20 protein-coding genes are annotated in these 25,997 nt (G+C 64.9%); 7 read left to right on the top strand and 13 right to left on the bottom strand.

The features are described 5' to 3' along the window. Positions 1–38: 38 nt before the first annotated feature. From J9892_RS20015 to J9892_RS20005, 3 genes are all read left to right on the top strand, one after another. A complete protein-coding gene (locus J9892_RS20015) occupies positions 39–596 on the top strand; it encodes a DUF2840 domain-containing protein (RefSeq protein ID WP_047337403.1) in 558 nt (185 codons plus the stop codon). Next, positions 593–1,192, top strand: coding sequence for a S26 family signal peptidase (locus tag J9892_RS20010; RefSeq protein WP_116325962.1), 600 nt, complete (start codon positions 593–595; stop codon positions 1,190–1,192). The genes J9892_RS20015 and J9892_RS20010 overlap by 4 nt, the downstream gene beginning before the upstream one ends. 448 nt (positions 1,193–1,640) lie before the next feature. Further along, a complete protein-coding gene (locus J9892_RS20005) occupies positions 1,641–3,635 on the top strand; it encodes a relaxase/mobilization nuclease and DUF3363 domain-containing protein (protein WP_210538761.1) in 1,995 nt (664 codons plus the stop codon). 6 nt (positions 3,636–3,641) lie between these two features. On the opposite strand, the gene J9892_RS20000 is transcribed toward J9892_RS20005, so the two are convergent. The 13 genes from J9892_RS20000 to J9892_RS19940 all read right to left on the bottom strand — a co-directional run bounded on the left by J9892_RS20000 (position 3,642) and on the right by J9892_RS19940 (position 19,491). Next, positions 3,642–3,908, bottom strand: a complete 267-nt coding sequence (locus J9892_RS20000; RefSeq protein ID WP_210538760.1) for a glutaredoxin family protein — start codon at positions 3,906–3,908, stop codon at positions 3,642–3,644. A gap of 10 nt (positions 3,909–3,918) precedes the next feature. Then, positions 3,919–4,617 carry a DUF305 domain-containing protein gene (locus tag J9892_RS25070; RefSeq protein WP_008786731.1) on the bottom strand — a complete coding sequence of 233 codons (699 nt, stop codon included), beginning with the start codon at positions 4,615–4,617 and terminating at the stop codon, positions 3,919–3,921. 224 nt (positions 4,618–4,841) lie between these two features. Beyond that, positions 4,842–6,038 (bottom strand): MFS transporter, encoded by a 1,197-nt coding sequence (locus J9892_RS19990; RefSeq protein WP_210538759.1) that lies wholly within the window; start codon positions 6,036–6,038, stop codon positions 4,842–4,844. Between the two features lie 78 nt (positions 6,039–6,116). Beyond that, on the bottom strand, positions 6,117–6,416 hold the full coding sequence (locus J9892_RS19985; RefSeq protein WP_319896389.1) for a MerR family DNA-binding protein: 300 nt from the start codon (positions 6,414–6,416) through the stop codon (positions 6,117–6,119). A gap of 123 nt (positions 6,417–6,539) precedes the next feature. Continuing rightward, the gene (locus tag J9892_RS19980; RefSeq protein ID WP_270835329.1) at positions 6,540–8,045 is read right to left on the bottom strand and encodes an efflux transporter outer membrane subunit; all 1,506 of its coding nucleotides are present in this window, start codon (positions 8,043–8,045) and stop codon (positions 6,540–6,542) included. A gap of 20 nt (positions 8,046–8,065) precedes the next feature. Beyond that, a complete protein-coding gene (locus tag J9892_RS19975; RefSeq protein WP_210538758.1) occupies positions 8,066–11,242 on the bottom strand; it encodes an efflux RND transporter permease subunit in 3,177 nt (1,058 codons plus the stop codon). After that, entirely contained in the window at positions 11,239–12,519 is a 1,281-nt protein-coding gene (locus J9892_RS19970) for an efflux RND transporter periplasmic adaptor subunit (RefSeq protein ID WP_234493403.1), read from the bottom strand. Before J9892_RS19970 ends, J9892_RS19975 begins: the two co-directional genes overlap by 4 nt. Before the next feature lie 137 nt (positions 12,520–12,656). Next, complete coding sequence (locus tag J9892_RS19965) at positions 12,657–15,371, bottom strand: heavy metal translocating P-type ATPase (protein WP_210538757.1); 2,715 nt, start codon at positions 15,369–15,371, stop codon at positions 12,657–12,659. Between the two features lie 166 nt (positions 15,372–15,537). Continuing rightward, positions 15,538–16,107 carry a DUF4148 domain-containing protein gene (locus J9892_RS19960; protein WP_003821150.1) on the bottom strand — a complete coding sequence of 190 codons (570 nt, stop codon included), beginning with the start codon at positions 16,105–16,107 and terminating at the stop codon, positions 15,538–15,540. A 229-nt stretch (positions 16,108–16,336) separates the two neighbouring features. Continuing rightward, positions 16,337–16,714: a metalloregulator ArsR/SmtB family transcription factor gene (locus J9892_RS19955; RefSeq protein ID WP_003821152.1), complete on the bottom strand. Its 378-nt coding sequence runs from the start codon at positions 16,712–16,714 to the stop codon at positions 16,337–16,339. A gap of 43 nt (positions 16,715–16,757) precedes the next feature. Continuing rightward, positions 16,758–17,780, bottom strand: a complete 1,023-nt coding sequence (locus J9892_RS19950; RefSeq protein ID WP_003821153.1) for a cation diffusion facilitator family transporter — start codon at positions 17,778–17,780, stop codon at positions 16,758–16,760. Between the two features lie 133 nt (positions 17,781–17,913). Further along, positions 17,914–19,224 carry an MFS transporter gene (locus J9892_RS19945; RefSeq protein ID WP_003821155.1) on the bottom strand — a complete coding sequence of 437 codons (1,311 nt, stop codon included), beginning with the start codon at positions 19,222–19,224 and terminating at the stop codon, positions 17,914–17,916. A 9-nt stretch (positions 19,225–19,233) separates the two neighbouring features. After that, a complete protein-coding gene (locus J9892_RS19940; RefSeq protein ID WP_003821156.1) occupies positions 19,234–19,491 on the bottom strand; it encodes a metal-sensing transcriptional repressor in 258 nt (85 codons plus the stop codon). A 399-nt stretch (positions 19,492–19,890) separates the two neighbouring features. Here J9892_RS19940 and J9892_RS19935 point away from each other — a divergent pair, with 399 nt between their 5' ends. Genes J9892_RS19935 through J9892_RS19920 form a run of 4 tightly spaced genes read left to right on the top strand, consistent with a single transcriptional unit; the run spans position 19,891 to position 25,960 of the window. After that, positions 19,891–21,102, top strand: coding sequence for a TolC family protein (locus tag J9892_RS19935; RefSeq protein ID WP_223656232.1), 1,212 nt, complete (start codon positions 19,891–19,893; stop codon positions 21,100–21,102). Between the two features lie 34 nt (positions 21,103–21,136). Further along, a complete protein-coding gene (locus tag J9892_RS19930; RefSeq protein WP_015912829.1) occupies positions 21,137–21,688 on the top strand; it encodes a hypothetical protein in 552 nt (183 codons plus the stop codon). After that, the gene (locus J9892_RS19925; RefSeq protein ID WP_003821159.1) at positions 21,685–22,800 is read left to right on the top strand and encodes an HlyD family efflux transporter periplasmic adaptor subunit; all 1,116 of its coding nucleotides are present in this window, start codon (positions 21,685–21,687) and stop codon (positions 22,798–22,800) included. The genes J9892_RS19930 and J9892_RS19925 overlap by 4 nt, the downstream gene beginning before the upstream one ends. 13 nt (positions 22,801–22,813) lie before the next feature. Continuing rightward, the gene (locus J9892_RS19920) at positions 22,814–25,960 is read left to right on the top strand and encodes an efflux RND transporter permease subunit (protein WP_012614056.1); all 3,147 of its coding nucleotides are present in this window, start codon (positions 22,814–22,816) and stop codon (positions 25,958–25,960) included. Positions 25,961–25,997: the final 37 nt, after the last annotated feature.

The following is a 25,997-nucleotide window of genomic DNA, read 5'->3' as shown; positions in this document are numbered from 1 at the left end:
GAGCGCGAGTTTCCCGACAAGCGCCTGGAGAACCCGCCATGAACGCATCCGCCTTGCCTGCCGCTCACGCGGCGACGGCTGCACCGGCTGCTGCGCCGCCGCCTTCGCTTTCGGCACTCGCCGGCCAGGCCGGCAGCGTGCCGCTGACTCGCGTATCGCTCGCTTACATCGAACCGCGCTTCAAGCTCTACCTGCGCTTCGGTGAGCCGGCGCGCACGCTGCGGCTCGACCGCTGGCGGCGCTGCGCGGTGTTCCTGCCGCGAGCCATGTTCTGCCGCGTGCGCTGGGAGGCCAACGACTACGGCACGATCCGCTGGCAGCTCATGGTGATGCAAGCCGCCACGCCGCTGGACGACATGCAGCGCATCCCCGGCGTGCGGCCGGGCGCACGCCTGCTGCTGCACGCCGAAGGCGAGAACGCGGTGCGTTCCGTGCTGGAATGCATCGACGGCATCGACGCGCAAGGCATCGCCGCCATCGATGTGTCGCCCGCGTACTGGCGCACGCTGGGCAACCGTCTGGCGGCCCGTCTGCCGCTGCCCGAATACACCGCCGAGCGGTACGCCGCCTGGCTGGCCGGGAGGGCGCTGCCATGACGACCCAATCCACCACCGCGCGCACGCACGAAGCCGCGCCGCATCCTCGCTCGCGCCTGCGCGCTCGCATCGTGCTGGCGTGCTTCGCCGCCGTCGGCCTCGCTGCGCTGGCCTGGGCGGCTTTCGTGTCGCCGCTGCCGCGTCTGACCTACAACCCGTCCGACAGCGTGGCGGTCGGTTGGTATCGCATCGAGCCGTTCGACCCGCGCACCGCCTCGCTGCCACGTCCGTTGTCCGTGGACAGCATCGTGCTGGTGCCGCTGCCCGATAGGGCCGCCATGCTGGCTGCGCATCGCGGCTACCTGCCGATGCGCGTGCCGCTGCTCAAACGTGTGGGCGCGGTCGCGCCGCAACACGTTTGCATCGTCGCCGGGCAGGTAAGCATCGACGGCGTGCCTGCGGCCGCCGCGCTGCCTGCCGACCGGCTGGGCCGGCCGCTGCCATCCTTGCAGCTTTGCCGCCGCCTCGAACCGGGCGAGCTGTTCCTGTTGAGCGTGACCAATCCGGCGTCGTTCGACAGCCGCTATTTCGGGCCGGTCAGTGCGTCCGCCGTGATCGGCGTCGCGCATCCGGTCTGGCTGGAGACAAGCCCATGATGGCCGCCGATTCGCAGCACGTTGCCGTGCCTCTCATCGTGCCATCGGGCAAGTCGTTCCGGCTGCTGCAGCCGTGTCGTCGCGCGTGCAGCGCGAGCGCATCCGCGCCGCGCTTCGCGCAACATCCGGCGCAGCCGTCCAACGTGCAGGCGTCTTGCCTCGAACGCGCCCAGCCTGCGGCCATTGGCGCGTTCGCCGGCGGGCTGGCTGCTGGTGCAGCAGCGCCGCCGGGCCGCCGACGCCCGGAGCGACAGCGAAGGGCAAAGGCGGAAGGCAAGACAAAAGGACGCGGCACCGGGCCGCGTCGAAAACCAGTCTGCACATGGGGGTTGCGCGGCACGGAGCGGCTTCGCCGCCGTGCCGCTTGTGGCGCGAAGCCCGCGCCGATGCGGGCATGTCTGCGTGCTTCGCACGACCGGACACGCCAGAGCTTGCAAGGAACGCGGCCATGACCGACCGCCGCGATGACGATTTCCGCATCCGCCCCAGCGCCCCGAAGAACCGGGGCCAGGGCTTCGTCTCCAAGGTGCTCAAGCAGGCAGGCAAGGTCAGCAGCGGCAAGTCGTCGGTGCGTCGTCCTGGCGTTGCCAGCGGCTCCGCGAGGGGCACGGGCCAGCGGCCCGGCTCGCGCCTTGGTCGCGGCCACACGGCGGCGCGCTTCGCCGGGGCGAAGCTGACGCCCATGTCGCGGCGCGTGACCATCAAGACGCTACTGGTCAACCAGCGCCAAGCCAGCCCGCAGTCGCTCGCCAAGCACCTGCGCTACATCGAGCGCGACGGCGTGGGCCGCGACGGCGAGCCGGGCCAAGCCTACGGGCCGCAGACAGACGTGGCCGATCTCGACGCCTTCAAGGAACGCTGCGCCGACGACCGGCACCATTTCCGCTTCATCCTCTCGCCCGAGGATGGCGCGGAGCTGGAAGACCTGCGCACCTACACGCGGCACCTCATGGGCCGCATGGAGGCCGACCTGGGTACGGGCCTCGATTGGGTGGCCGTGAACCACTGGAACACCGACAACCCGCACACGCACATCGTCGTGCGCGGGCGCGACGACACCGGCAAAGACCTCATCATCGCGGGCGACTACATCGCCGATGGCTTCCGCTATCGCGCCGCCGAGCTGGCGACCGAATGGCTGGGGCCGCGCACCGAACTGGAGATCCAGCAGACCTTGCAGCGTGAGGTGGAGCAAGAGCGGTGGACGAGCCTGGATCGCACCCTCAAGCGTGAGATAGGCGAGGCCGGCGGCGATGGCCTGGTGCGCGTCGAAAGGTTCAACGCCCCCCGCTTGCAGCGCCAACGCCTGATGCTAATCGGCCGCCTGCAACACTTGCAGCGCCTGGGCCTGGCCGACGAGACGCAGCCCGGCACCTGGGCCATCCATGCCGATGCGGAAAAGACATTGCGCGCGCAGGGCGAGCGCGGCGACATCATCCGCACCGTGCAGCGGGCCATGCGCGGCGAGCCGCGCGAGCTGGCCGTGTTCGAGCCGGGGGACGATGGCCGAACCATCCTCGGCCGTGTGGCCGCGAAGGGGCTGGCCGACGAGCTGCGCGACCGGGGCTATCTGGTCATCGACGGGGTGGACGGCAAGGCCCATTACGTCGCGCTCAACGCCCGCGACGAGCTGGCGAACTACCCGAGCGGCGCCGTGGTGGAGGTGAAAGGCTCGGCCGACGTGCGCGCAGCCGACAAGAACATCGCCGCGCTGGCGAGCGATGGCCTGTACCGCACTGACCATCACCTGGCGATCGGGCAGGGCCGGGCCAAGGCCGGACGCGACCCGCAAGAAGTCGTCGCCGCCCACATCCGCCGGCTGGAGGCCCTGCGTCGGGCCGGCATTGTGGAGCGCGTTGCCGAAGGGCTATGGAAGGTGCCGGACGACCTGGCCGAGCGTGGCCGCCAGTACGACGCGCAGCGCCTGGGCGGCGTGGCCGTGGAGCTGAAATCGCACTTGCCCATCGAGCGGCAGGCCCGCGTGATCGGGGCCACGTGGCTCGACCAGCAGTTGATCGGCGGCGGCTCGGGCCTGGGCGACCTGGGCTTTGGTGGCGAGGCCAAACAGGCCATGCAACAGCGCGCCGACTTCCTGGCCGAACAGGGGCTGGCCGAGCGGCGCGGGCAGCGCGTGATCCTGGCGCGCAACCTGCTGGGCACACTGCGCAACCGGGAACTGGCACAGGCCGCGAAGGGCATTGCCGCTGAAACCGGCCTGGAGCATCGCCCGGTGGCCGACGGGCAGCGCGTGGCTGGCATCTACCGGCGCAGCGTCATGCTCGCCAGCGGGCGCTACGCGATGCTGGACGACGGCATGGGATTCAGCTTGGTGCCGTGGCGGCCGGTGATCGAGCAGCGGCTGGGGCAGCATATCGCCGCCGTGGTGCGCGGTGGCGGCGTATCTTGGGAGCTTGGACGGCAGCGCGGGCCAAGTATTTCTTGAGACCCTTCATCTACTTTTCGAACGGCCGAGCGCCTTCATCAGCCCCGGCTTCTGGCTCGCAAAGGTGCCATAGAAGACCTCATTACCGATGAGCGTGATCGGAGCCACGCGCACGCCGGTTCGTGACTTGGCTTCCGCAGAAATCTTCGGGTCGGTCAGGTCGCGTTCTTCAAACACGATGCTCTGCTGGGACAGCCACTCCTTCAGCACCCGACAGTCCGGGCAGGCTGGAGTGCTATAGATGATGATGCGCGGGGTGCTGGCTTGGTTCATGGTCGTGCCTTCACTTTCCCCGAGCGGCAAGCCAGCTCTTCATCATGGCGATCTCTCCTTCCTGCGCAGAGATAACCTCCTGAGCCAACTCGCGGACCTCCGGGTCCTTGCCGTACTGCAACGCCACCTTGGCCATGTCGATCGCGCCCTGGTGATGCGGGATCATGCCGCGCATAAAGTCCACATCGGCATCGCCGCTGAAGTCAATCATCATGTCGGCGTGCATGCGGTCATTGCCGGCACGGTAGGCGGTCGTCGAGGCGTCGCCCGAGCTGCCGGTCGCCGCCTGTTGGCCGCGTTCTCCAAGCCACTTATTCATCATGGCGATCTCGCCTTCCTGCGCAGAGATAACCTCCTCAGCCAACTTGCGGACCTCCGGGTCCTTGCCGTACTGCAACGCCACCTTGGCCATGTCGATCGCGCCCTGGTGGTGCGGGATCATGCCGCGCATGAAATCGACGTCGGCGTTGCCAGTGAACTGCGCTCCCATCCCCGCGTGCATCTGGTCGTTCACGGCGCGATACGCGGTCGTGGAAGGGCTGTCATTGGCCGAGGCGCTGGAGGGCATCGCGTGCCCTTGGTGATCTCCGCTCGCATTGGCCTGCATCACTTCACCCGACGGGACCACCTTCTTCTGAACGGCCATCAGGCCGATGGCGACCACGACGGCGCCCGCAATGAACAACAGGCTGAACTTGTTGACTCTCATGAAAAACTCCTTGAATGAGATTGATGGAGTCACTGTAGGGCTTCCCATTGTTGGAAGGTCAAGCCCCTCATTTCGCCGTTGATGCCGATGAAGACCCTCGGCGCAAGATCCAGTCCTTCACTTCCGCCGCCTACGACAACGCGCTGTCGAAGCTGCAGCGGTGGAAGCAGGTGATGTAGCGCCTGAGGCGACCGCTAGATGGAACACCTCCCGCATCGGCCCGATCAGCCCGGACCTAGCCGCACCGGCTTTCGCGCGGTCTGCCACAGCAGCGGCACCAAGATCAGCGCCAGGGCCGGGAAGATCATCCAGTTGACCGCCTGCCAGCCCGAGCTGTGCAGGATCGATCCCGCGAGGAACGACACGGCCGCCGTGGCGGCGAAGACGAAGAAATCGTTCATGCCCTGCGCCTTGCTGCGCTCGGCCGGGGTGTGGCAATCGGTGACCACCGCCGTCGCGCCGATGAAACTGAAATTCCAGCCGATGCCCAGCAGCGCCAGCGAGCCCCAGAAGTGGGACAGGCCGAGCCCGCCCAGGGCCACCACCCCAGAGGCGGCGAGCAGCACCATGCCGACGGCGGTCACGCGCTCCTTGCCGTAGCGCACCATCAGTCGTCCGGTGAAGAAGCTCGGCCCGAACATCGCCAGCAAGTGCCACTGGATGCCCAGGGCGGCGTTGTCCACCGAATGTCCATGGTTGACCATCGCTACAGGTGCGGCGGTCATCACGAACGCCATCACCCCATAGGACACCACGCCCGCAGCCACGGCCAGCAGATAGCGCGGCATCGCCAAGAGCTGCAGCACCGTCCGACCGCTATCGGCGACTGCTTCGGCCTGGGTCTGGCGCGGCGTGCGCAGCATGAGCAGGATCGGCAAGGCGATCAGCGGCAACAGCGCCTGGCTGAGGAAGCTGCCGACGTAGGGCGTGCCCGCTACCGCGTCGCGTGTGAAGATCACCAACTGCGGCCCGATGATAGCGCCCGCGAGGCCGCCCACCATGACCCAGGAAATGGCCTTGGCCTTGAGTGCGTCCTCGGCGGTGTCGGCAGCTGCGAAGCGGTAGCTCTGCACATACGCGCTGTAGAAGCCTGCCAGGAAGGTGCCGGCGCAGAAGATCCAGAACGACGCCAGCATGATGCCCAGTGCGGCGATCAGGCCCGAGGCTACGCCGAAGCCGACCCCGACCACGTATCCGTTACGGCGGCCATGGCGTCGCATGATGAACGCTGCGGGCAAGGTGCCGATGGCAAGGCCCAGGCCAAACAGGCTCACGGGCAACGTGATCCAGGCCGAATCGTTGGCAAGCTGCTGGCCGACCAGCCCACCCAGCGACATCACGATGGGCGCGCTGGCGCCGCCGAGCGCCTGCGCGGCGGTGAGAACACCGATGTTTCGGCGCGTGATGTTCGGGTCGGTCATGGCGTCTTTCTTATTCGTTTGTCTGGCCGGAAATATTACACGAATGAATATATATTCAGTTATAAGGCCATGCGATGCTCACGAGCCATCGCGAGCCGGTCCATCCTCGGAAGCCGCCCCGTGCAAGGCCAAGCCGAGCAGGTGCTCTTTCACCTGGATCAGTTGCTCCATACGTTCCTCGACACAGGCGAGATGGCCTTGGACAGCCTGCCTTAGCAGTTCAGGTTCCAGCAACCCCTCATGTGCCCAACTCAGCAGACGGCGCACGTCATCCAGGCCGATCCCCGACGCACGGTAGTTGCGAATCAGGTGAAGCCGTTCGACATGCGCCGGGCCATAGCGCCGATAGTTGTTGCGTGACCGCTCCGGGGCTTGCAACAGGCCCTCCCGCTCGTAGAAACGAATGTTCTCCGGGGGGTGCCCGTCAAGCGCGCAAGCTCACCGATTCTCATCCAGTTCTCCGTGCGCAACGATGGGGAACGCCACCGTTGCGCATAGCCTTTATCCCGGCGACCGGGTGGATGATTGCGCGGTGGAGCCCGATTGCACCGTATGCTCAGTCCAGCCGCCACCCAGCGCCTTGTAAAGGTGGATGAGGTTGTTCAGCCGCGTCAGGCGCGTGCGCACCAGGGTCTGCTGCGCACCGTACTGTGTGCGTTGCGCGTCGAGCAAGGTAAGGTTGTCGTCCACGCCTTCTTGAAAACGCTGCCCGGCCAGCTCGTAGGCCTTTTGACTCGCGGCCACCAGGAGTTGCTCCGAGCGGATCTGCTCATCGAGTGTGCGCTTGCCCGCCAAGCCGTCGGCCACCTCTGCGAAAGCCGCCTGAATAGACTTCTCGTAGTTGGCGATCTCTATCCTCTTTTGTACCTGTGCCATGTCCAGGCTGGCGCGCAATGCGCCGCCGCGGAAGATGGGCAGCGTGAGCTGCGGCAGAAAGCTCCAGGCCCGCGAGCCCGAATCGAACAGGCCGTCGAGCGAGGCGCTGGCCGTGCCGGCCGAACCCGTGAGGCTGATCGTTGGGAAGAATGCTGCCCGCGCCGCGCCGATGTTGGCGTTGGAACCGATCAGCATCTGCTCGGCAGCGCGGATGTCAGGACGGCGCGCGAGTAGTTCCGACGGTAAACCGCTTGGTAGATCGGTTGGCACGATGTTGTCGGGTAGCACCACAGCCTCGTCCAACTGTCGGGAAAGCTCGGGCGTCAGCGGCTGGCCCAGCAGCAGTACCAGCGCGTTGCGGTCCCTGGCCGCCTGTCGCGTGTAAGCAGCATGATTGGCCTCGGCGGTGCGCAGCGCGATCTCCACGAGGCGCAGGTCGAGCTGAGTGGAGTTGCCAGCTTCCACCAGTTGGGTCGTCAGGTCGTAGGAGAGCTTCTGTGTGGCGAGGGTGTCGCTTGTCAGGCGCAGCAGCTCCTGGTCGGCAAGTAGCGTGAGGTAAGCGCCGGCCACCTCGGACACCAAGCTCATCTGCGTAGCGATGCGGGTCTCGTCGAGGGCCAAGTAGGGCGCCAGCGCTCGGTCGTTAAGGCTGCGGATGCGGCCCCACAGGTCCAGTTCCCAGGCGGCCGCCACCCCGGCCACGTCGTAGCGCCTGAGCACCTCGCTTTGCCCCGTGGTGCTGAGGTCGGCCGGTACACGTTCTGACGCGCCGCTGGCGGAAACGCCCAGGTTTGGCAGCACCTCGGCGCGCTGGATGCGGTACAGCGCCTGCGCCGCTTCGACGTTGAGCGCGGCCTTGCGCATGTCGCGGTTGTTCTCCAACGAGATGCCGATCAACTGCAGCAGCAGCGGGTCGCGGAAGAAGTCCCGCCAGCCGATCTCGGCCGTGATCGCGTCGTCGGGCGTCGCGACCGCCGGTTCCACATAGGCCGCGCCGGAAGGATACGCTGTGTCGATCGGCGCTACGGGCCGGTCATATTTCGGTGCCATGGAGCAGCCAGCCAGTGCCGCCGCGAGGACGAGCGGCGCCAGCATCTTGGCGGATCGTTTGAGTGTGAAAGATGTCTTCATGTCGTATGTCCTCCTGGCCGTCACGCCTGCTGGTCGGTCATGCCGACATGGGCATGGCGCGCTTCGCGGCGCAGCGCCAGCTTACGCACCACAACGTAGAACACCGGCGTCAGCACCAGGCCGAATACCGTCACGCCCAGCATGCCGGCGAACACCGCGATGCCCATGGCGTGGCGCATCTCGGCGCCCGCACCGCTGGCCAGCACCAGCGGCACCACGCCAGCGATGAAGGCGAACGACGTCATCAAGATCGGGCGCAGCCGCAAGCGCGCGGCTTCGAGCACGGCTGCCAGCGGATCGGCCCCTTCGCTTTCCTTCGCGCGGGCGAACTCCACGATCAGGATCGCGTTCTTGGCAGCCAGGCCGACCAGCACCACGAAACCGATCTGCGTGAAGATGTTGTTGTCGCCCCCAGAGAGCCAGACGCCGGCGATCGCCGAGAGCAGCGCCATGGGTGCAATCAGCAGCACAGCGAACGGCAGCGACCAACTGTTGTACTGGGCCGCCAGGAACAGGAAGGCGAGCAGCACCGCCAGCGCGAAGATGTAGATCGCCGTGTTGCCAACCCGTTTTTCCTGGAAAGTCAGGTCCGTCCATTCGTAGGTCATACCGTCCGGCAGCGATTCGCTCACGATCTTCTCAATCGCGGCGGTGGCCTGGCCGGACGAGTAGCCCGGCGCTGGCCCGCCGCTGATGTCGGCCGAGGGAAAGCCGTTGTAATGCATCACCCGGTCGGGGCCGGAACTGCGCTCGATGGTCGCGATCGCGCTCAGCGGGATCATGTCGCCCGCTGCATTGCGCACCTTGAGCATGCCTATGTCCTCAGCCTGCATGCGGAACTGCGCATCGGCCTGGGCCATGACCCGGTAGGTGCGACCGAAGCGGTTGAAGTCGTTGACGTAGAGCGAGCCAAGGTTGACCTGCAGGGTGTCGAACACCTCGGTCAGCGATACGCCCTGCGACTTGGCCTTCACCCGGTCGATGTCCACCTGCAACTGCGGCGCATTGGTCTGGAAGCTGGCGAGCATGTTCGCCAGCTCGGGCGCCTGCATGGCCTTGCCCATGATCTGGCCCTGTGCCTGCGCAAGCGCCTCGGGACCCAGGCCCGCCCGGTCCTCGATCTGCAGCTTGAAGCCGCCCATCGAACCCAGGCCCGGCACCGGCGGCGGCGGGAAGATGCCAACGAAGCCGTCCGGGATCTGGCTGAACTTGCCCATGAGCTTGCCCTGGATGGCGAAGGCCGACAGCGACGGGTCCTTGCGCTCATCGAAGGGCTTGAGCATGGCGAACATCAGCGCGGTGTTCGGCTGGTTCACCGGTCCATTGACCGACAGGCCCGGGAAGGCCACCACGCTCTCGACGCCCGGCTCAGCCAGTGCGATCTTGGTCATCTCCTTGACGACCGCCTCGGTGCGATCCAGCGAGGCGCCGGTCGGAAGCTGGGCGATGCCCACGAGATAGTACTTGTCCTGGGCCGGCACGAAGCCCGCAGGCACCTTGTGGAAGCCCAGCCAGGTCAGGCCCAGGAAGCCGACGTAGAGCAGCAGCACGATGGCGCTGCCGCGCACCGCGCGGCGCACGCCCCCGACGTAGGAATTCGAGGCGCGATCGAAGAAGCGGTTGAAGCGGCGGAAGAAGCCGCCGAACACGCCGTCGATGATGCGCGTGAGACGATCGGGCTTGGCCGCGCCGTGGTGCGGCTTGAGCAGGATGGCGGCCAGCGCTGGCGACAGCGTAAGCGAGTTGATCGCCGACAGGATGGTCGAGAACGCGATGGTCAGCGCGAACTGGCGATAGAACTCGCCCTGCAGCCCCGACAGGAACGCCGAGGGGATGAAGACCGCTGCCAGCACCGAGGTGATGGCCAGGATCGGGCCAGTCACTTCATCCATCGCCTTGCGCGCCGCATCCTTGGGCGATTCGCCCAGCGCCATGTGGCGCTCCACGTTCTCCACCACCACGATGGCGTCATCCACCACGATGCCGATGGAGAGCACGAGGCCAAACAGCGACAGCGTGTTCAGCGAGAAGCCGAACATGTGCATCACCGCGAACGTGCCGACCAGCGAGACCGGCACGGCGATCAGTGGAATGATCGACGCGCGCCAAGATTGCAGGAACAGCACCACCACGATCACCACCAGGAGGATGGCCTCCAGCAGCGTGACGGCGACGGACTGGAGCGAGGCGCGCACGAAGACTGTGGGGTCGTAGGCGATCTTGTACTCGATGCCTTCGGGGAACTTGGCCTGCAGCCGCTCCATCGTCGCGCGCACCGCGCTGGACGTGTCCAGGGCATTGGAGCCGGGCGTCATCAGGATTTGCAGGCCGACCGCGTTCTCGCCGTCGAGCTGGCCGCGCATGGTGTAGTTGTCCGAGCCCAGTTCCAGGCGTGCGACGTCGCGCAGGCGGGTCACCTGGCCGTTGGCGCCGGCCTTGATCACGATGTCGCCGAACTGCTCTTCGGTGGTCAGGCGCCCCAGCGCATTGACGCTGACCTGGAAGGCGGCCGACGCATTCGGCTGCTGGCCGATCGAGCCGGCTGCGACCTGCACGTTCTGCTCGCGGATGGCGGCGACCACATCGCTGGCGGTCATGCCCCGCGATGCGACCTTCTCGGGGTCGAGCCAGACGCGCATTGCGTACTCGCCTTCACCGCCGATGATCACGTTGGCGATGCCCGGCAGGCGCGCCAGTTCGTCGCGCACGTTGAGCATCGCGTAGTTGGACACGTACAGCGGGTCGTAGCGGTCCCCCGGCGAGAGCATATGCACCACCATGAGAATATCGGGCGCGGTCTTGTCGGTGACCACGCCGATGCGCTGGACCTCGGGCGGCAACCGGGGCAGCGCGCGTGAGACGCGGTTCTGCACCTGGATCTGCGCGACGTCGGGGTCGATGTGCTGCTCGAACGAGATGGTCAGCACCATCCGCCCGTCCGTGGACATCTGGGACTGCATGTACATCATGCCTTCCACGCCGTTGACCGCCTGCTCCAGCGGCGATGCCACGGTGTCGGCGATCACCTGCGGGTTGGCGCCGGGATAGCTGGCGGTGACCTGCACCGTCGGCGGCGTGACCTGGGGGTACTCGCTCAGGGGGAGCTGGAAATAGCTGATCGCGCCCGCGATCAGCATCAGCACCGACAGGACGATGGCGAAGATCGGCCGGTTGATGAAGAAGCGGGGGAAATTCATTTGCGGGCCTCCGCCGAGCCGGCCGCGCCGTCAGCCTTGGCGGGGTCCGCGCCACCGGCCTTGGCAGGCGCCGCAGCGGGAGCCGGAGCGTTTGCCGCAGCCTTGGTCGCGCCGGTCGCGCCGGCGGCCGGTGCCGCGGGCGCCTGCATGGGCACCATGCGCGGCGTGACCGCCATGCCGGGGCGCACGAGGCCCTTGATGATGATCTTCTCACCGGCCTGCAGGCCGCCGTTGATGACGCGCAGCCCGTCCACCACCGGCCCCAGTTCGATGGGCCGGTACTGGGCCTGGTTGTTCTCGCCCACGACCAGCACGTAGTTGCGCCCTTGGTCGGTGCCCACGGCCTGATCGTCGATCAGGACGGCCTCGCGCGCCGCGCCGGTGGACAGCTTGGCCCGGGCGAACATGCCGGGTGCCATGCGCCCATCCGGGTTGGGCACAACGGCGCGCGCGCGGATCGTGCCGGTGCTTCGGTCAATGGTGTTGCCCACGAAGTCGAGCGCGCCCCTGTGCGGGAAACCCTTGTCCGTGGTCAGCCCGACCTGCACGGGCAGCGAAGCCTTGCTACCGGCGCCCGCAGCGGGCCGCGAGCGGCTGACGACGTTGAGATAGGTGGCCTCATCAATGTCGAAGTACACGTGCAACGGGTCGATGGATACGATCGTGGTCAGCAGCGTGGCCGCGCCGGCGCCGCCACCGCTGACCAAGTTGCCCTCGGTCACGAGCACGCGGTCGACGCGCCCGGCGATGGGCGCAGTGACGCGGGCGTAGGACAGGTCCAGCTGAGCCGCAGCAACGGCGGCCTTAGCCGCCTGCACCTGAGCCTGGCGCGCGTTGCGTGCGGAGGCGGCATCGTCATAGGTCTTGCGCGCGACGGCGCCGGTCGCCACCAGGCGCTCGGCGCGGTCAAAGTCGGCCTGGGCCTGGCTGGCCAGCACCTCGGCCTGACGCAGTTGCGCCACGGCCGTGTCGAGCGCAACCTGGAACGGCCTCGGGTCGATCTGGAACAGCAGTTGGCCCTTGCGCACGAGGCTACCTTCGGGAACGCTCACCGCATCGACGGCGCCGCCGACCCGCGAGCGCAGCTCGACGGTCTTGGGCGCGGCCAGGAAGCCGGTGTACTCGGCCGATGGCGCGACCGTGCGGGTAATGACCTCGGCCACGGGCACCTGCGGCGCCATCGGCGCGCCCGCCGGGGGCGCCGCGGCCTTGCCCTCGTCCTTGGCGTCGCGGGCAGCGATCGCTATCCCCCCGACGGCTGCGATGACGCCTGCCACCACAATGATTCTGTTTTTTTACGCATGGAAGTGACCCTTTCTTGGATGCAGAACTCCGGCCCTTCCGAAGCGCTCTGCAGACATTTGTGTGGAGGCTAGGCGTTACAACGACGGCAAGGTCAAGCCCTCTTGTTGCCTCAGCGGGCAGACGGCACGGACAAGGTGGTGGGACGCCCGGCGTCGTCGCCGTGGTTGGCCTCCGGCGCGCCCTTGAAGCGCAGCAGGCGCAGTGCGTTCAGCGTGACCAGGGCCGTGGCGCCGGTGTCGGCCAGCACGGCAACCCACAAGCCGGTGATACCCAACACGGTGGTGACCAGGAACAAGCCCTTGAGGCCAATGGCGAATACGACGTTTTGGTGAATGTTGGCCATCGTCGCCCGCGACAGGGCCACCAGGTGGGCCACGTCCGTGACGCGGCTCTTGAGCAGCGCGGCATCGGCGGTTTCCAGCGCCACGTCCGTGCCGCCGCCCATGGCGATACCCACGTCGGCGGTCGCCAGGGCCGGCGCGTCGTTGATGCCGTCGCCGACCATCGCCACCTTGGCATCACGCTTCATCTCGTTGACCAAGCGCAGCTTGTCCTGCGGCAGCAGCTCGGCCTCCCACTCGATGCCCAGCTTGCCGGCGATCGCCTGCGCGGTGCGGCGGTTGTCGCCGGTCAGCATGACCGAGCGCACGCCCATGGCGTTGAGCTGGGCCACGCCTTCGCGCGCGTCGCGGCGGGGCTCGTCGCGCAGGGCCAGCAGGCCCAGAACGTTCTTGCTGGCTTCGTCGAACAGGACCACCACGGTCTTGCCGCCATCCTCCAGCTTGTCGATTTCCCTGCGGTGCGCGGCTGTCAGCGTGGCCGTCTGTTCCGCATGGGCGGGCGATCCGACAGCGAGCGCACTGCCGTTCACGGTGGCGCGCACCGCCTTGCCGGCAATGGCCGATGCGCCCGTGGCCTGGGGAATCGCCACGTCCAGGCTCTTGGCATGGGCGACAATGGCCTTCGCCAAGGGATGGTTTGAGCCGGACTCGACAGCGGCGGCAAGCGCAAGGACCTGTTGATGCTTGAACAGCCCGAAGGGCAGGACCTCGGTGATGCGCGGCTTGCCCTCGGTCAGCGTGCCAGTCTTGTCGAAGGCAATGGCGCGCACGCGGCCGATGGTTTCCAACGCGTTGCCACCCTTGATCAGCAGGCCCCGTCGCGTGGCCACCGCAAGGCCCGAGGCGATGGCCGCCGGTGTGGAGAGCACCAGCGCACATGGGCAGGCAATCAACAGCAGTGCGAGGCCGCGGTACAGCCAGGTACCCCAGTCGCCACCCATGGCAAGTGGCGGAACCACCACGATCAACGCCGCGATGGCCATGACGGCAGGGGTGTAGTAGCGGCTGAACTTTTCGATGAAGCGAGCCGTGGGCGCCTTGGAGGACTGCGCCTGCTCCACCAGTTGGATGATGCGAGAAATGGTGTTGTCCGATGCCGTCTTCTCGACTTGTACTTCGAGCACGCCATCGACGTTGATGGAGCCGGCGAACACGTCGGCACCGATAGCCTTTTGACGCGGTACGGACTCGCCGGTGATAGGCGACTCGTCCAGGCTGCTTTCACCGCGGAGGATCTTGCCGTCCGCAGGCACCCGGTCACCAGGGCGCACCAGCACGCGGTCGCTCACGCGCAGGGAAGCGGCGGGCACTTCGCGCTGCCCGCCCGCGGCATCGAGCAGTACCGCCGTCTTAGGCACCAGGGAGGCCAGCGCCTTGATGCCGGCGCGCGCGCGGCCGGCGGCCACGCTTTCCAGCAGCTCGCCGATCGCGAACAGGAACACCACGGCAGCAGCTTCCTCGGCCTCGCCTATCACGAGCGCGCCCAGCGAGGCGACGACCATCAGCGTTTCGATAGAGAACGGCGAGCCTGACACAGCCAGCGCGAAGGCTTTGCGAGCGAACGGCAGCACGCCCGCGATCACCGCAGCGGCGAAGATCCATTCAGCGTAGCCAGGAACGAACTGCGCGATCGCGTAGGCCGAGCCCATCAGGCCGCCCAGGCCCAGCACGTGCTTGCCTTTCTTCGTCTGCCACCAGCGCTGATGGCGCGCCGTCGATGCTGCTGCTGGGGCCGCGGGTGCTGAGCCATCATGGCGGCGCACGTCGGAGACGCCGAAGCCCAGGCTCTTGATGGTCTTCTCGATGTGGCCGAGCTGCGTGGGGCCGCCAGACGCGAGCGTCAATTCCAGCGTTTCTGCGGTGAAGTTTATGCGGGCATCGGACACGCCATCCATGCGAGCGAGCGCCGTTTCGATCTTGCCGACGCAACTGGCGCAGTCCATGCCCTCGACGCGCATGGACACGTTGGGGGGCGTGCTGGGTGCTCCACGGGAGGCAGAGGCCGGCGCATGGTCATGCCCGCTGCAGGCCCCGTGATCGTGACCGTGGTCATGGGCATGGGCATGGCCGTGAGCATGGCCATGCCCATGGTCATCACCGCACGCTTTGCCGTGCGAATGATCGTGCCCGTGGTCGTGGGCATGCCCATGGTCATGGTGGCCGCCGCAGCCGGCGTGGTCATGCGCGTGGGCCGCATGGCGCGGTGCAGGTGCTGCGGACATTTCGGACGCGGGCAGTGCCTGCACGTCGAAGCCCAGGGACCGGATTTTCTTGGCAATGTCGCGTGCAGTATTTCGGCTACTTGTGCTGCGCGTCAACGTCAGCGTCTCATTTGTAAAATTAACCTGTACATTTGATACGCCATCAATTCGACCAAGCGCTGTTTCAATCTTGCCGACGCAACTGGCGCAATCCATACCTTCGACCCGAAAGCCCAGTTGTTCGTCCTGCGCTCCTGTGCCGTCCAATGTTTCCAAAGACATATCAATCTCCTGGTTCTCTGAGTAATCGCCGTGGCAGGACGCACAAATCAGCGATCGGAATGTTATGCAAACAAATGAACACTTGTTTGTATGTTTATTCAAAAAAAAGAAAGAATCTCTTTCTGGCTGAACCATCCGACCGCTGCTTTATGCAGCTGCCATTAAGTCATTTTTTGTTGCGCAGCATCTGGTAGGTTTCAAATGCGGTGCGGTAGGCATCACTATAGGTATCAGGCGTCTGCTCACCAGCCCAGAATCCAGCCATTCCCGCAACCTGCCAATCTGCCAAATCACTCTTTACTTGAGCACGAGTCAATGCCACCGGAGCCTTGTAAGCCGCACCCAGCTTGAGCTGGAGATAGCTCTCGTAGGCTTGTTGGTAGGCTTGGGTGTGCGAAGCGGTGGTGATTCCGCGCGAGGTGAACGCGTGCATGCCGGAGATTTTCCACAGTTCCAAATCAGCCATCACTTCAGCACGAGTCTTTCCTGCTGAGGGCGCCTGATACATATCACCTTGGGTCAATTGCAAGTAGCGCTGAAAGGCAGCCTGGTATTGAGGGCTGAACGTATCCGGGCCGCTTTCGCCGCGAGACAACGCTTCCAGCCCAGATTGCCTCCAAGCAGCCAGATCCTCTTGGACCTGTTGCCGTGTCATATCTGCGGCGAACGGTTGAGCGTTTACTCCAGCAGCAAAAAGTGCGGAAAGCAGAACAGCAAAGCGAATTTTCTTGGACATGGTCAATACTCCTTGACGTTAAAAATAATGGCGTGGTCCTTACGCCTTTCGGATACCCCGTAGACAAATAATAACACACATGAAGATATGTTCAAGTGTTTATTTTTAGAGTGCTTTTTGCTTGGGGTCTTCTAGGCATTCAGCAAGGCGCGCCGGTGTCTCTCTAGATTGATAGCCAAAAAAAGCCTACCCCTTGAAGGCGTAGGCCGGCGCGCACTCACATGTTCAGTCAATCGTCGTGTCTGTCCTCCGAAATGTGAACCGCCATGTCCTGGAGTACCTGGCTGACGTGCTGGTCGGCAATGCCGTAGAAGATGTGCTTGGCTTGGCGCTCGCCGCGCACGAGGCGCGCGCCGCGCAACAGGCGCAGGTGATGGCTGACCAAGGACTGCGACAGGTCTAGCGAGCCAGCAATGTCGCCCACTGCGACCGATCCGCGCATGCACTGCAACAGGATTTTCAATCGCGATTGGTCGCCCAGCAGGCGGAAGGTCTCTGCCAGAACAGCGACGTCACTTTGCGATAGTGCGAGGACATCAGTGGTCGTGCCGTGGTTAGAGGTCGAACATTGCACAATAGCGGCGCTGGTGGTTTTGCGGGATGTCATGGATTCAAACCCTCCAGTGAACTGCGAACCGTCTAGCACGGCCTCAATGCTTGTGACCGGGAGCGGAGTGGTCATGGTCATGATTGTGCTCACTGTGGTCGTGGCCGCTGTGGTCCTGACGGCCTGTCGTGGGTTGCAGGCTGCAGATGTTCTCGTCAGCCTCCGAGTTCCAGTCGATTCCGACTGTGGCGTGTTCGATGCTGAACTGCTCTCGCAGCACCGCCTCGACGCGCTTGACCACAGCTCGCGCCTCCTCGTCCACGTTGGGTCGAACGTGTAGCGTGGCCATCGTGCGACCGGAAGTGAGTTGCCACACGTGAACATGGCTGACAGCCGCCAGGCCGGGCACAGTGCTCATCAGGCCTTGTTCCACCTTTTCCGGCGAAGCGTCCTCTGGCGCACCCTCCAACAGGATATGGATCGACTTGGCCAGGAGCTTCCAGGCGCTGCGCAGAATCAACGCCGCTACTAGAACCGACAGGATGGGGTCGATCGGAGTCCAGCCGGTGAAGTAGATGACGATCGCTGCAACGATGGCGCCGACAGAGCCGAGCAGGTCACCCATCACGTGGAGGATGGCACCTTTCACATTGACGTGATCGGTTTCGCCGCGGGTCATGATCCACAGCACGAGGACGTTGATCAGTAAGCCGAGCACGGCGACGATCATCATCGGGCCGGCGAGGATGACGGGCGGCGCCTGCAGCCGCTCCCACGCCTCGTAGGCGATCCATGCGACGATCGCGAACAGGGTCACGGCGTTCAGGAAGCCGGCGATGACCTCGAAGCGCAGGTAACCGAATGTGCGTTTGCTGTCGGCTGCGCGGCGACCGAATCGGAAGGCAGCGTAAGCCAGGGCAAGTGCCACGGCGTCGGTCAGCATGTGGCCAGCATCGGCAAGTAGGGCTAGCGAGCCCGACAGCACGCCGCCGACAGCTTCCACGAGCATGAAGCCGAAGATCAGGAAGAAGGAAACCAGAACCTTGCGCTCGTTGGCGCTCGTCACTGTGGGGGTGTGGTCGTGATCATGGTCGTGACCATGGTCATGTGCATTGGATTGGGACATGGGCGCCTCTGCTGGTTGAGTGTTTGACTATGGCGAAATATAACACATGAATATGTGTTCATGTGATATATTTTCGCTCACCCTTCTCAGCCTCCGAAGCCATGCGTTGTGATGCCGCAACGAGAAAATGTGCCTATCCTTTCGGCCAGATACGGTGCAGGTCATCCAGAATCAGCTGGTGATGGTGCCTGCCTTGGTCTGCGTGTGTGCGTAAATGAGGGTGATCCGGCGGCAAGCTGGGGTGGTCATGCGCCACGTCAGAAGGGTCGCTGGCCGGCCACAGCCAGAGCGTCAGCGCCACGCCGGCCAAGCCGACCAGGGACATGACAATGAAGGTCGATGGCAAGCCCATGACCGCGCCGAAGCGGCCGGCAAGTGGGTAGCAGATGAGCCAACAGGCGTGCGACAGCGCGAAGTGTGCCGCGAAGATCGCAGGACGGTCCTCGGCATGGGCCGAGCGGCGCAGAAGACGGCCGGATGGCGTTTGCGCCACGCTGTAGCCAAAGCCGATGATCAACCACAGCGGCAGCAACAATGCATAGCTCGGCAGCAGTGCGCCGATCCCCGTGCCCACGACCAGTACGGTAGCGCCGGTGAGCATCGCGGTTCGGTCGGCCACCTTTTCCAGTAAGGATGGCAGAACGAAGGCTGCCACCATCGAACCGCCTCCGAATGCCGCCAGTGCCGACGCCACTTCGACCTCGCCTAGGCCAAAGCGCGCCTTCACGAGAACCACCGTGTTCACGATCACCATGGCGCCCGCCGCCGAGACGGCCAAGCTGATCGCCAGCAGGCCCCGCAGGCGTGGCGTAGCGAGATAGATGCGTGTGCCGCGGGTCGTGCGATCCCAAATGCCGCGGCGCGGTCCGGGAATAGTTGTGGGCAACCGCACGCTGACCACGAGCGCGGCTGAAACGAGGAAACCGAGCACTGTTCCCGCGAACAGGTTGTGAAAGCTGATGACGGTCAGCAGCGCAGCAGCCAGCATCGGGGAAATCAGGCTTTCCAGGTCATAGGCCAGCCGGGACAGCGACAGCGCCTTCGTGTAGTCCTCTTCATCGGGAAGGATGTCCGGGATAGTGGCTTGGAAAGTCGGCGTGAAGCCGGCGGATGCCGCTTGCAGGACAAAGATCAGCAGATAGATCTGCCAGACCTCGGTGACAAAGGGCAAACAGATCGCGACAACCGCTCGTACCAGGTCCAGCGCTACGAGCAATGACCGTCGCGGGAACTGGTCGGCGAAGGCCTGTGCGACTGGAGCGACTCCCACATAGGCCAGCATCTTGATAGCCAGCGCCGACCCGAGCACCGCACCTGCATCGGCCCCGGCCAGCTCGTAGGCAAGTAGGCCGAGCGCTACCGTCATCAGGCCTGTGCCGACGAGTGCGATCACCTGCGCGGTGAACAGGTGGCGGTAGGTGCGGTTCTTTAGGACGGAGAGCATCGAGAGACCTCAGAGCAGTCTGGTTAGCGCCTTCATTTCGGCTAGAACGGAGTCCTCATCATGAGATAGGCAGTGGTCGATGTGGTCATGGATCAGGACGCGCTTGGCCGCTGTGACGGCGCTCTCCACCGCAGCGAGCTGGCGAGCGATGTCCAGGCAGGTTTCTTCTCCTTCGATCATCCCGATGACGTGTCGCAGATGACCCTCGGCGCGCTTGAGCCGTTTCACGAGATCTGGGTGGCTGGTGTGCTTGTGCATCTCTTTCATGCAGCAATCATATCCCCCCCCGGGGGATATGCTCAAGGAGTCTGCATAGCTGTTTGCGCAGTGGATTAGCCCCACCTCGCCTCTCGATGTCTTGCGCCCGACGCCCTCTCTAAGGCGATTGGTGCTCAAAGGATGTAAGGTTTTCTTTCCCATTCATATGAATAGATATACAATTGTTCATATCTAAGCCAGTGAACAGTGGCTTTTCAACGACAAGCACTTGCTCGGAAAGAGAACACCCAGCCGGGGGTAAGTACTGATGCAACACCGATGGAGAATTGAATGCTTCGCAAAGACATACGCAAGGGATGGATATGGGCGGTATCCACGCTTTGGGCCGGCACCGTGCTAGCCCAGCCAGTAGCCGCCCCTCACGTCCCATCCAGACCAGACAGCCACATGGTCGCCCAATTGTGGGAGTCAGCTTGGCAGCGGCAGCCAGAAGCCGCTGGAGAAGGCGCCTGGCAGCAGGCCGCCCAAGCACGCCAAGAGACGGCCGGCAGTTGGGTGGCAGGTCCGATGGCGCTGGAAGCCTCCACCAAAACTGATCGGTTCAACAACCGCAACGGACAGCGCGAATATGAAGTCGGGGTGGCTATTCCCCTTTGGATGCCTGGTGAGCGCGCCTCGTCGGCACGCTGGGCGGACGCGGAAAGCCTCGCGCTATCCAGCCGGATGCTGGCCGCCAAGCTACGCACGGCCGGACAGGTTCGCCAGGCATGGTGGGCATGGCAGCGTGCCCAGGCCGAATTGGTGGCGGCGCAGGATCGCACCCGCAGCGCGGACGAGTTGGCGCAAGATGTGGCTCGCCGGGTTCGCGCGGGCGACCTGGCGCAAGCCGACAGAAACCAGGCCGATGGCGCCTTGGCGTCGGCTCGTAGTGCCCTGGCCATTGCTCAGGCCGAAGAAATCACGCAGCGCGAGGCGTTGTTGGCACTGACCGGCATCGAGAGTATCCCGTCGCAGGCCGATTCCGCGCAGCCGGAGCAGTCAGGTGTCCGAGTTCAACCGGCATCGGCACAGCCGTCCGGCGCGTTGTTGGGTAACCACCCTGCGCTGCTGGAACTGCAGCACAAGGCGCTGGCGGCCCGCCGCTCTGCGGAACTGGTGTCCCATCAGAAGTACGCCAACCCCGAACTGACCCTGGCGACCACGCGGGATCGGGGCGGCTACGGCGAACGCTACAACCAGACGATCACGGTGGGTGTGCGCATTCCCTTCGGTACGGGTAGCCGTCATACCGAGCAATTGTCCAGCGCCAATGCGCAGGCACTGGAGGCTGAGTCGGCACTCGCGGCCCAGCGCACCCGGCTACTCTCGGAAATTCGAACTGCCCAATCGCGCGAACTGGCAACCAGCACCCAGATGCAGGCCGCTTCGGAGCGCCAGCGACTAGCCCAACAAACGCGCACCTTCTACCAAAAGTCGTTCGCGATGGGCGAGACGGACATGCCGACACGCCTTCGCATCGAGCAGGAGGCCACCGAGGCCGAGCGCGCGGCGCTGCTCGCCAAGGTGGAGCATGCCGCGGCCATCTCGTCCCTGTTGCAGGCACAAGGCACGCTGCCGCAGCCGACCGAGACTTTCACTGACATCTCCGGCACGCGCTGATCGGCGCGCGCTCAACCATCCTGGAACCTTAGAAATGTCGCAATCCTCTTTCTGGCGTGCAGCTGCCTTGTCCAGCCTCCTGCTTGGCAGTAGCGCAACGTGGGCCGGCGACGGCCATGACCATGGCGAAGCCGCTCCTGCCCCCGCAGCGGCCGCGCTTCCGCGCTTTGCCGCAGTTTCCGATGACTTCGAACTGGTGGGTGTGCTGAACGGCCAGCGTCTCACACTCTACCTCGACCATGCTGCCGACAACCGGCCGGTGACCGATGGCGAGCTGACCCTCGAGCTGGGTGGTCAACAGGTAAAGGTCAGCTCACACGGGGTTGGAGAGTTCGAGGCCGATCTGACTGAGCCGCTATCCGATGGCGAGACCTCAATCATGGCCACTATTACTGCGCAGGGCCAATCGGACCTGTTGACGGGCGTTCTCGATGTTCATAGCGAAGACGCCGAACACGAGCATGCCGTCGCATCCGGCCGTGTGGTCGTACTAGGTGGCGGTGCCGCAGTCCTCGGCGTCGGTGTCCTAGCGTGGGCGCTGCGCAGACGTACACGCACCAACGGTGCACTGCGAGGTGCAGCATGAAGCGCAACTTCCGTTTCCTAATGACGACGGCCATGGCGGCTGCATTGGCTCTGGCTGCTCCCGCGTTCGCTCACGACGGCCATGACCACGGCGACGAAGCGCCGGCTGCGTCTTCCAATGGCCCCCAGCGCCAGCCTGATGGCAGCGTGTTTCTTCCGAAACCGTCGCAACGTCAGATCGGTGTACGCACCCAGCTGATCAAGCAGGAGCCCTTGGCCCGCAGCCATGAACTGGCTGGCAAAGTAATCATGGACCCGACGACAGGCGGCAAGGTCCAGGCAATGGTAATGGGCCGGCTGGTGCCCGGGCCGGATGGTCTGCCGCAGATCGGCCAATCCGTGCGCAAGGGCCAGGTGCTGGCTTACATCGAACCGGCCAGCGGTGTGCTGGAGCGCTCAGGCCAGATGGCCCAGGTTGCCGAGCTGCGTGCGGGCCAAGCGCTCGCGCAGAAGCGCTTGGCCCGGCTGCGCGAGCTGTCGGAGACCGTGCCCCGCAAGGAGATCGAAGCAGCCGAAAGCGAAGTGAACAGCCTGACCGAACGCGCCCGCGCCTTGAGCGGGGGCCTCGCCGGCAGGGACGTACTGAAGGCCCCAGTCAGCGGCGTCATCGCATCCAGCCCCGCAGTTGCCGGGCAGGTCGTGGATGCGCGCGAACTGGTGTTTGAGGTGGTCGATCCGACCCAACTGCGCATCGAGGCGCTTGCCTACGATCCGGCAATGGCACAGAACCTGGCCGGTGCTGCACTCGCAGTAGGCGGTCAGAAGGTGCCGCTGAGCTTCGTCGGTGCCGCCAGCAGCCTGCGCGAGCAGGCCCTGCCCATGCTGTTCAAGGGCACCAGCGAAAGCCTCTCGCGCTTGGCGGTCGGTATGCCGGTGGTGGTCTTCGTGCAAGAGGCGACGACGGTACCTGGCTACCGCGTGCCTTCCGGTGCGCTGATGAAGAACCCTGCCAACCAGAACATCGTCTGGGTCAAAGACCAGGCCGAGCGCTTCGAGCCGCGTGTCGTGAACATCACTCCTTTGGATGGTGCATCCATCGCTGTCACTTCGGGCCTGGCGGACGGCGACCGCGTGGTTGTCGAGGGCGCGTCCCTGATCAATCAAGTTCGTTGAGGGGCACCATTCCATGTTCAAGTGGCTTCTCGAAAATAGCTTACGAAACCGGCTCCTGGTCATCATCGGGGCGCTGGTGCTGATGGCGTATGGCGCGTTCACCCTGACGCGCACGCCGGTAGATGTCTTTCCCGATCTCAACAAGCCGACCGTCACTCTCATGACGGAGGCTGGCGGCATGGCTGCCGAAGAAGTCGAGCAACTCATCACGTTCCCGCTCGAAACGGCCATGAACGGCCTGCCCAGCGTCGAAAGCGTGCGCTCGGTCTCCAGCGCCGGGCTTTCCTTCATCTACGTGACATTTGACTGGAAGACCGACATCTTCCGGGCGCGCCAGATGGTCTCCGAACGCCTGACGTCCATGGAGGAAGGGCTAGCCCCGGGCGTGACGCCCACTATGGGGCCAATCAGCTCAGTGATGGGCGAGATCATGCAGATTGCAATCCCCATCGGTGCCAAGCCCTCAGGGCAGAAGAACGCAGCCCCGCCGCTGTCGGCCATGGACACTCGCGAGTACGCGGACTGGGTGCTACGCCCCCGGCTGATGGCCATACCTGGTGTTGCCCAAGTCATCCCGATCGGAGGCGAGGTCCGTCAGTTCCAGGTCCAGCCCAACACCACGCGAATGTCAGAGCTGGGCGTGACTGCGTCCGATCTGGATGCGGCTCTCAAGGGCTTCTCCGCGAACACTTCCGGCGGCTTCCTGGAGATCAATGGCCGCGAGTACCTGATCCGCAACCTGGGCCGCACGTCCCGACTCGACGACCTGCGTAACCTGCCTCTCGCGGTGCGTGCGGGCCAACCCATCCTGCTCCACCAGGTCGCCGATGTTCAGTTTGCGCCAGCCATCAAGCGCGGCGATGCGGGCTTCGAGGGCCTGCCAGCCGTGATCCTGGGCATCCAAAAGCAGCCCACGGCCGATACGATTGCACTGACCCGCTCGATCGAGTCAGCGTTGGCGGACATGAAGGGCTCACTGCCGGCTGGCATGGCCGAGCCACAGGTGACCTTCCGACAAGCCAACTTCATCGAGGCGTCCATCAGCACGCTGCAAGGCAAGCTCATCGGCGCATCGGTCTTCGTGGCGGTGATCCTGTTCTTCTTCCTGGGCACTTTGCGCCCCCTGGTGATCGCGTTGACCGCGATTCCTGCCTCGATCTTCGTGACCGGGCTGGTGTTCCACTATTTCGGCCTATCAATCAACACCATGACGCTCGGTGGGCTGGCGATCGCCATCGGCGGTCTCGTGGACGATGCTGTGGTCGATGTGGAGAACATCATGCGGCGGCTCAAGGAGGACCGCACCCGCCACCCTGAGAACCGGCTGACGCCCCTGGTCATCGTTGCCAGGGCCTCGATGGAGGTTCGCTCGGCGATTCTCTACGCCACGATGATCATTGTGCTGGTGTTCCTGCCCCTGTTCGCGCTGCCGGGGATGGAGGGGCGCTTGTTCGTGCCGCTGGGCATCGCCTTCATCGTCTCCACGCTGGCCTCGCTGCTGGTCTCTGTGACGGTCACTCCGGTGCTTTCGTACTACCTGCTGCCCAAGATGAGGACGCTGGACCATGGCGACACTCGGCTTCTAGCCTGGTTGAAGACGCGCTATCAGGGCGGCCTGCAGCGGGTCTTGCAGCGGCCGCGTGCCGCCCTTGGCATGGCCGCTGTGGCTGTCACACTGGCTGTCGCCGCGGTGCCATTCTTCCCGACCACGTTCCTGCCCCCGTTCAATGAAGGAACGTTGCTGGTGGGCCTGCGCCTGAATCCCGGTGTGACGCTGGCCGAATCTTCGGCGCTTGCCCAGCAAGCCGAGCTGCTGGTCGCGCAGGTGCCAGAGGTGCAGCACGTGGGCCGGCGCAGCGGACGGGCCGAGCTGGACGAGCATGCCGAAGGCGTGCATGTCAGCGAGCTGGACGTGGGCCTGCTGCCCGCCTCGGAGCTAAAGCGCTCCATGGAGGAGATCACCGCCGACATCCGTTCGCGTCTGGCTCACTTGCCCGGCTCCATCGGCATTGGCCAGCCGATCTCGCACCGCATCGACCACATGTTGTCGGGGGTGCGCTCGCAGATCGCCATCAAGGTGTTCGGCGAGGACCTGGACGTCCTGCGCGGGCAGGCGGATCTGCTGCGCGCCAAGCTGGCCGGAATTCCGGGGCTTGCTGACCTGGAGATCGAAAAGCAGGTCCTAGCGCCGCAGATCAAAATCCGCGTGGATTATGCGGCGGCGGGACGCTACGGCGTGGCCGCACCGCAAATTCTGTCCACGCTGCAAAGCCTGGTCGAAGGCGAAAAGATCACCGAGGTCATCGAGGGCAACCGCCGCTTCGCGCTGGTGGTTCGCCTGCCCGAGCAGGCGCGGTCGATTGAGGGCTTGAGCCGCATCCTCATCGACACGCCCATGGGTCGGGTCCCGTTGTCGCGCCTTGCCACCATCGAAGACAGCGACGGCCCCAACCAGGTCAGCCGCGACGATGGCCGTCGACGCATAGTTTTGTCGGCCAACGCTCAGGGACGGCCGCTGTCCGAAGTAGTGGCCGACATACGCAGCGTCGTCCAAGAAGTGCGCTTGCCCGAAGGCTACTTCATCACGCTGGGCGGCCAGTTCCAGGCACAAGAGGAAGCCTCGCGACTGGTGGGCCTGCTGTCCATCGTCTCCCTGACGCTCATGTTCGTGGTGTTGTACACGCGCTACAAGTCGGTCGTCCTATCAGCGCTCATCATGGTGAACATTCCATTGGCCCTGGTCGGCGCCGTGTTGGGGCTGTGGCTGTCTGGCCAGCCGTTGTCCGTGGCCGCCCTGGTCGGCTTCATCACGCTCGCGGGTATTTCTGTGCGCAACGGCATCCTGAAGGTGAGCCACTACCTCAACCTCATGCGCATGGAGGGCGAGGACTTCGACCAGAAGATGATCGTGCGTGGCTCGCTCGAACGGCTTTCCCCGGTTCTGATGACCGCGCTGGTCACGGCCTTCGCGCTGGCCCCGCTGCTGTTCGAGGCGTCCCGACCCGGTACTGAGATCCTGCACCCCGTCGCGGTGGTGATCTTCTCGGGGCTGGTCAGCTCCACGCTGCTAGACACCTTCCTTACACCCGCCATGTTCTGGCTGTTCGGCCGCAAGCCTGCCGAACGCCTGCTGGACGACCGCGACGCGGAGGCATTCTGATGCAACGCCTTCTGTCACCCGATTTCAACCACCGTAA

Origin of the sequence: Aeromonas sp. Prich7-2 (genome assembly GCF_017939255.1) — a bacterium.
Lineage (GTDB): Bacteria > Pseudomonadota > Gammaproteobacteria > Enterobacterales > Aeromonadaceae > Aeromonas > Aeromonas caviae.
The sequence above is the reverse complement of the archived record's forward strand: the minus strand, read 5'-3'. Positions and strand labels throughout refer to the sequence as shown.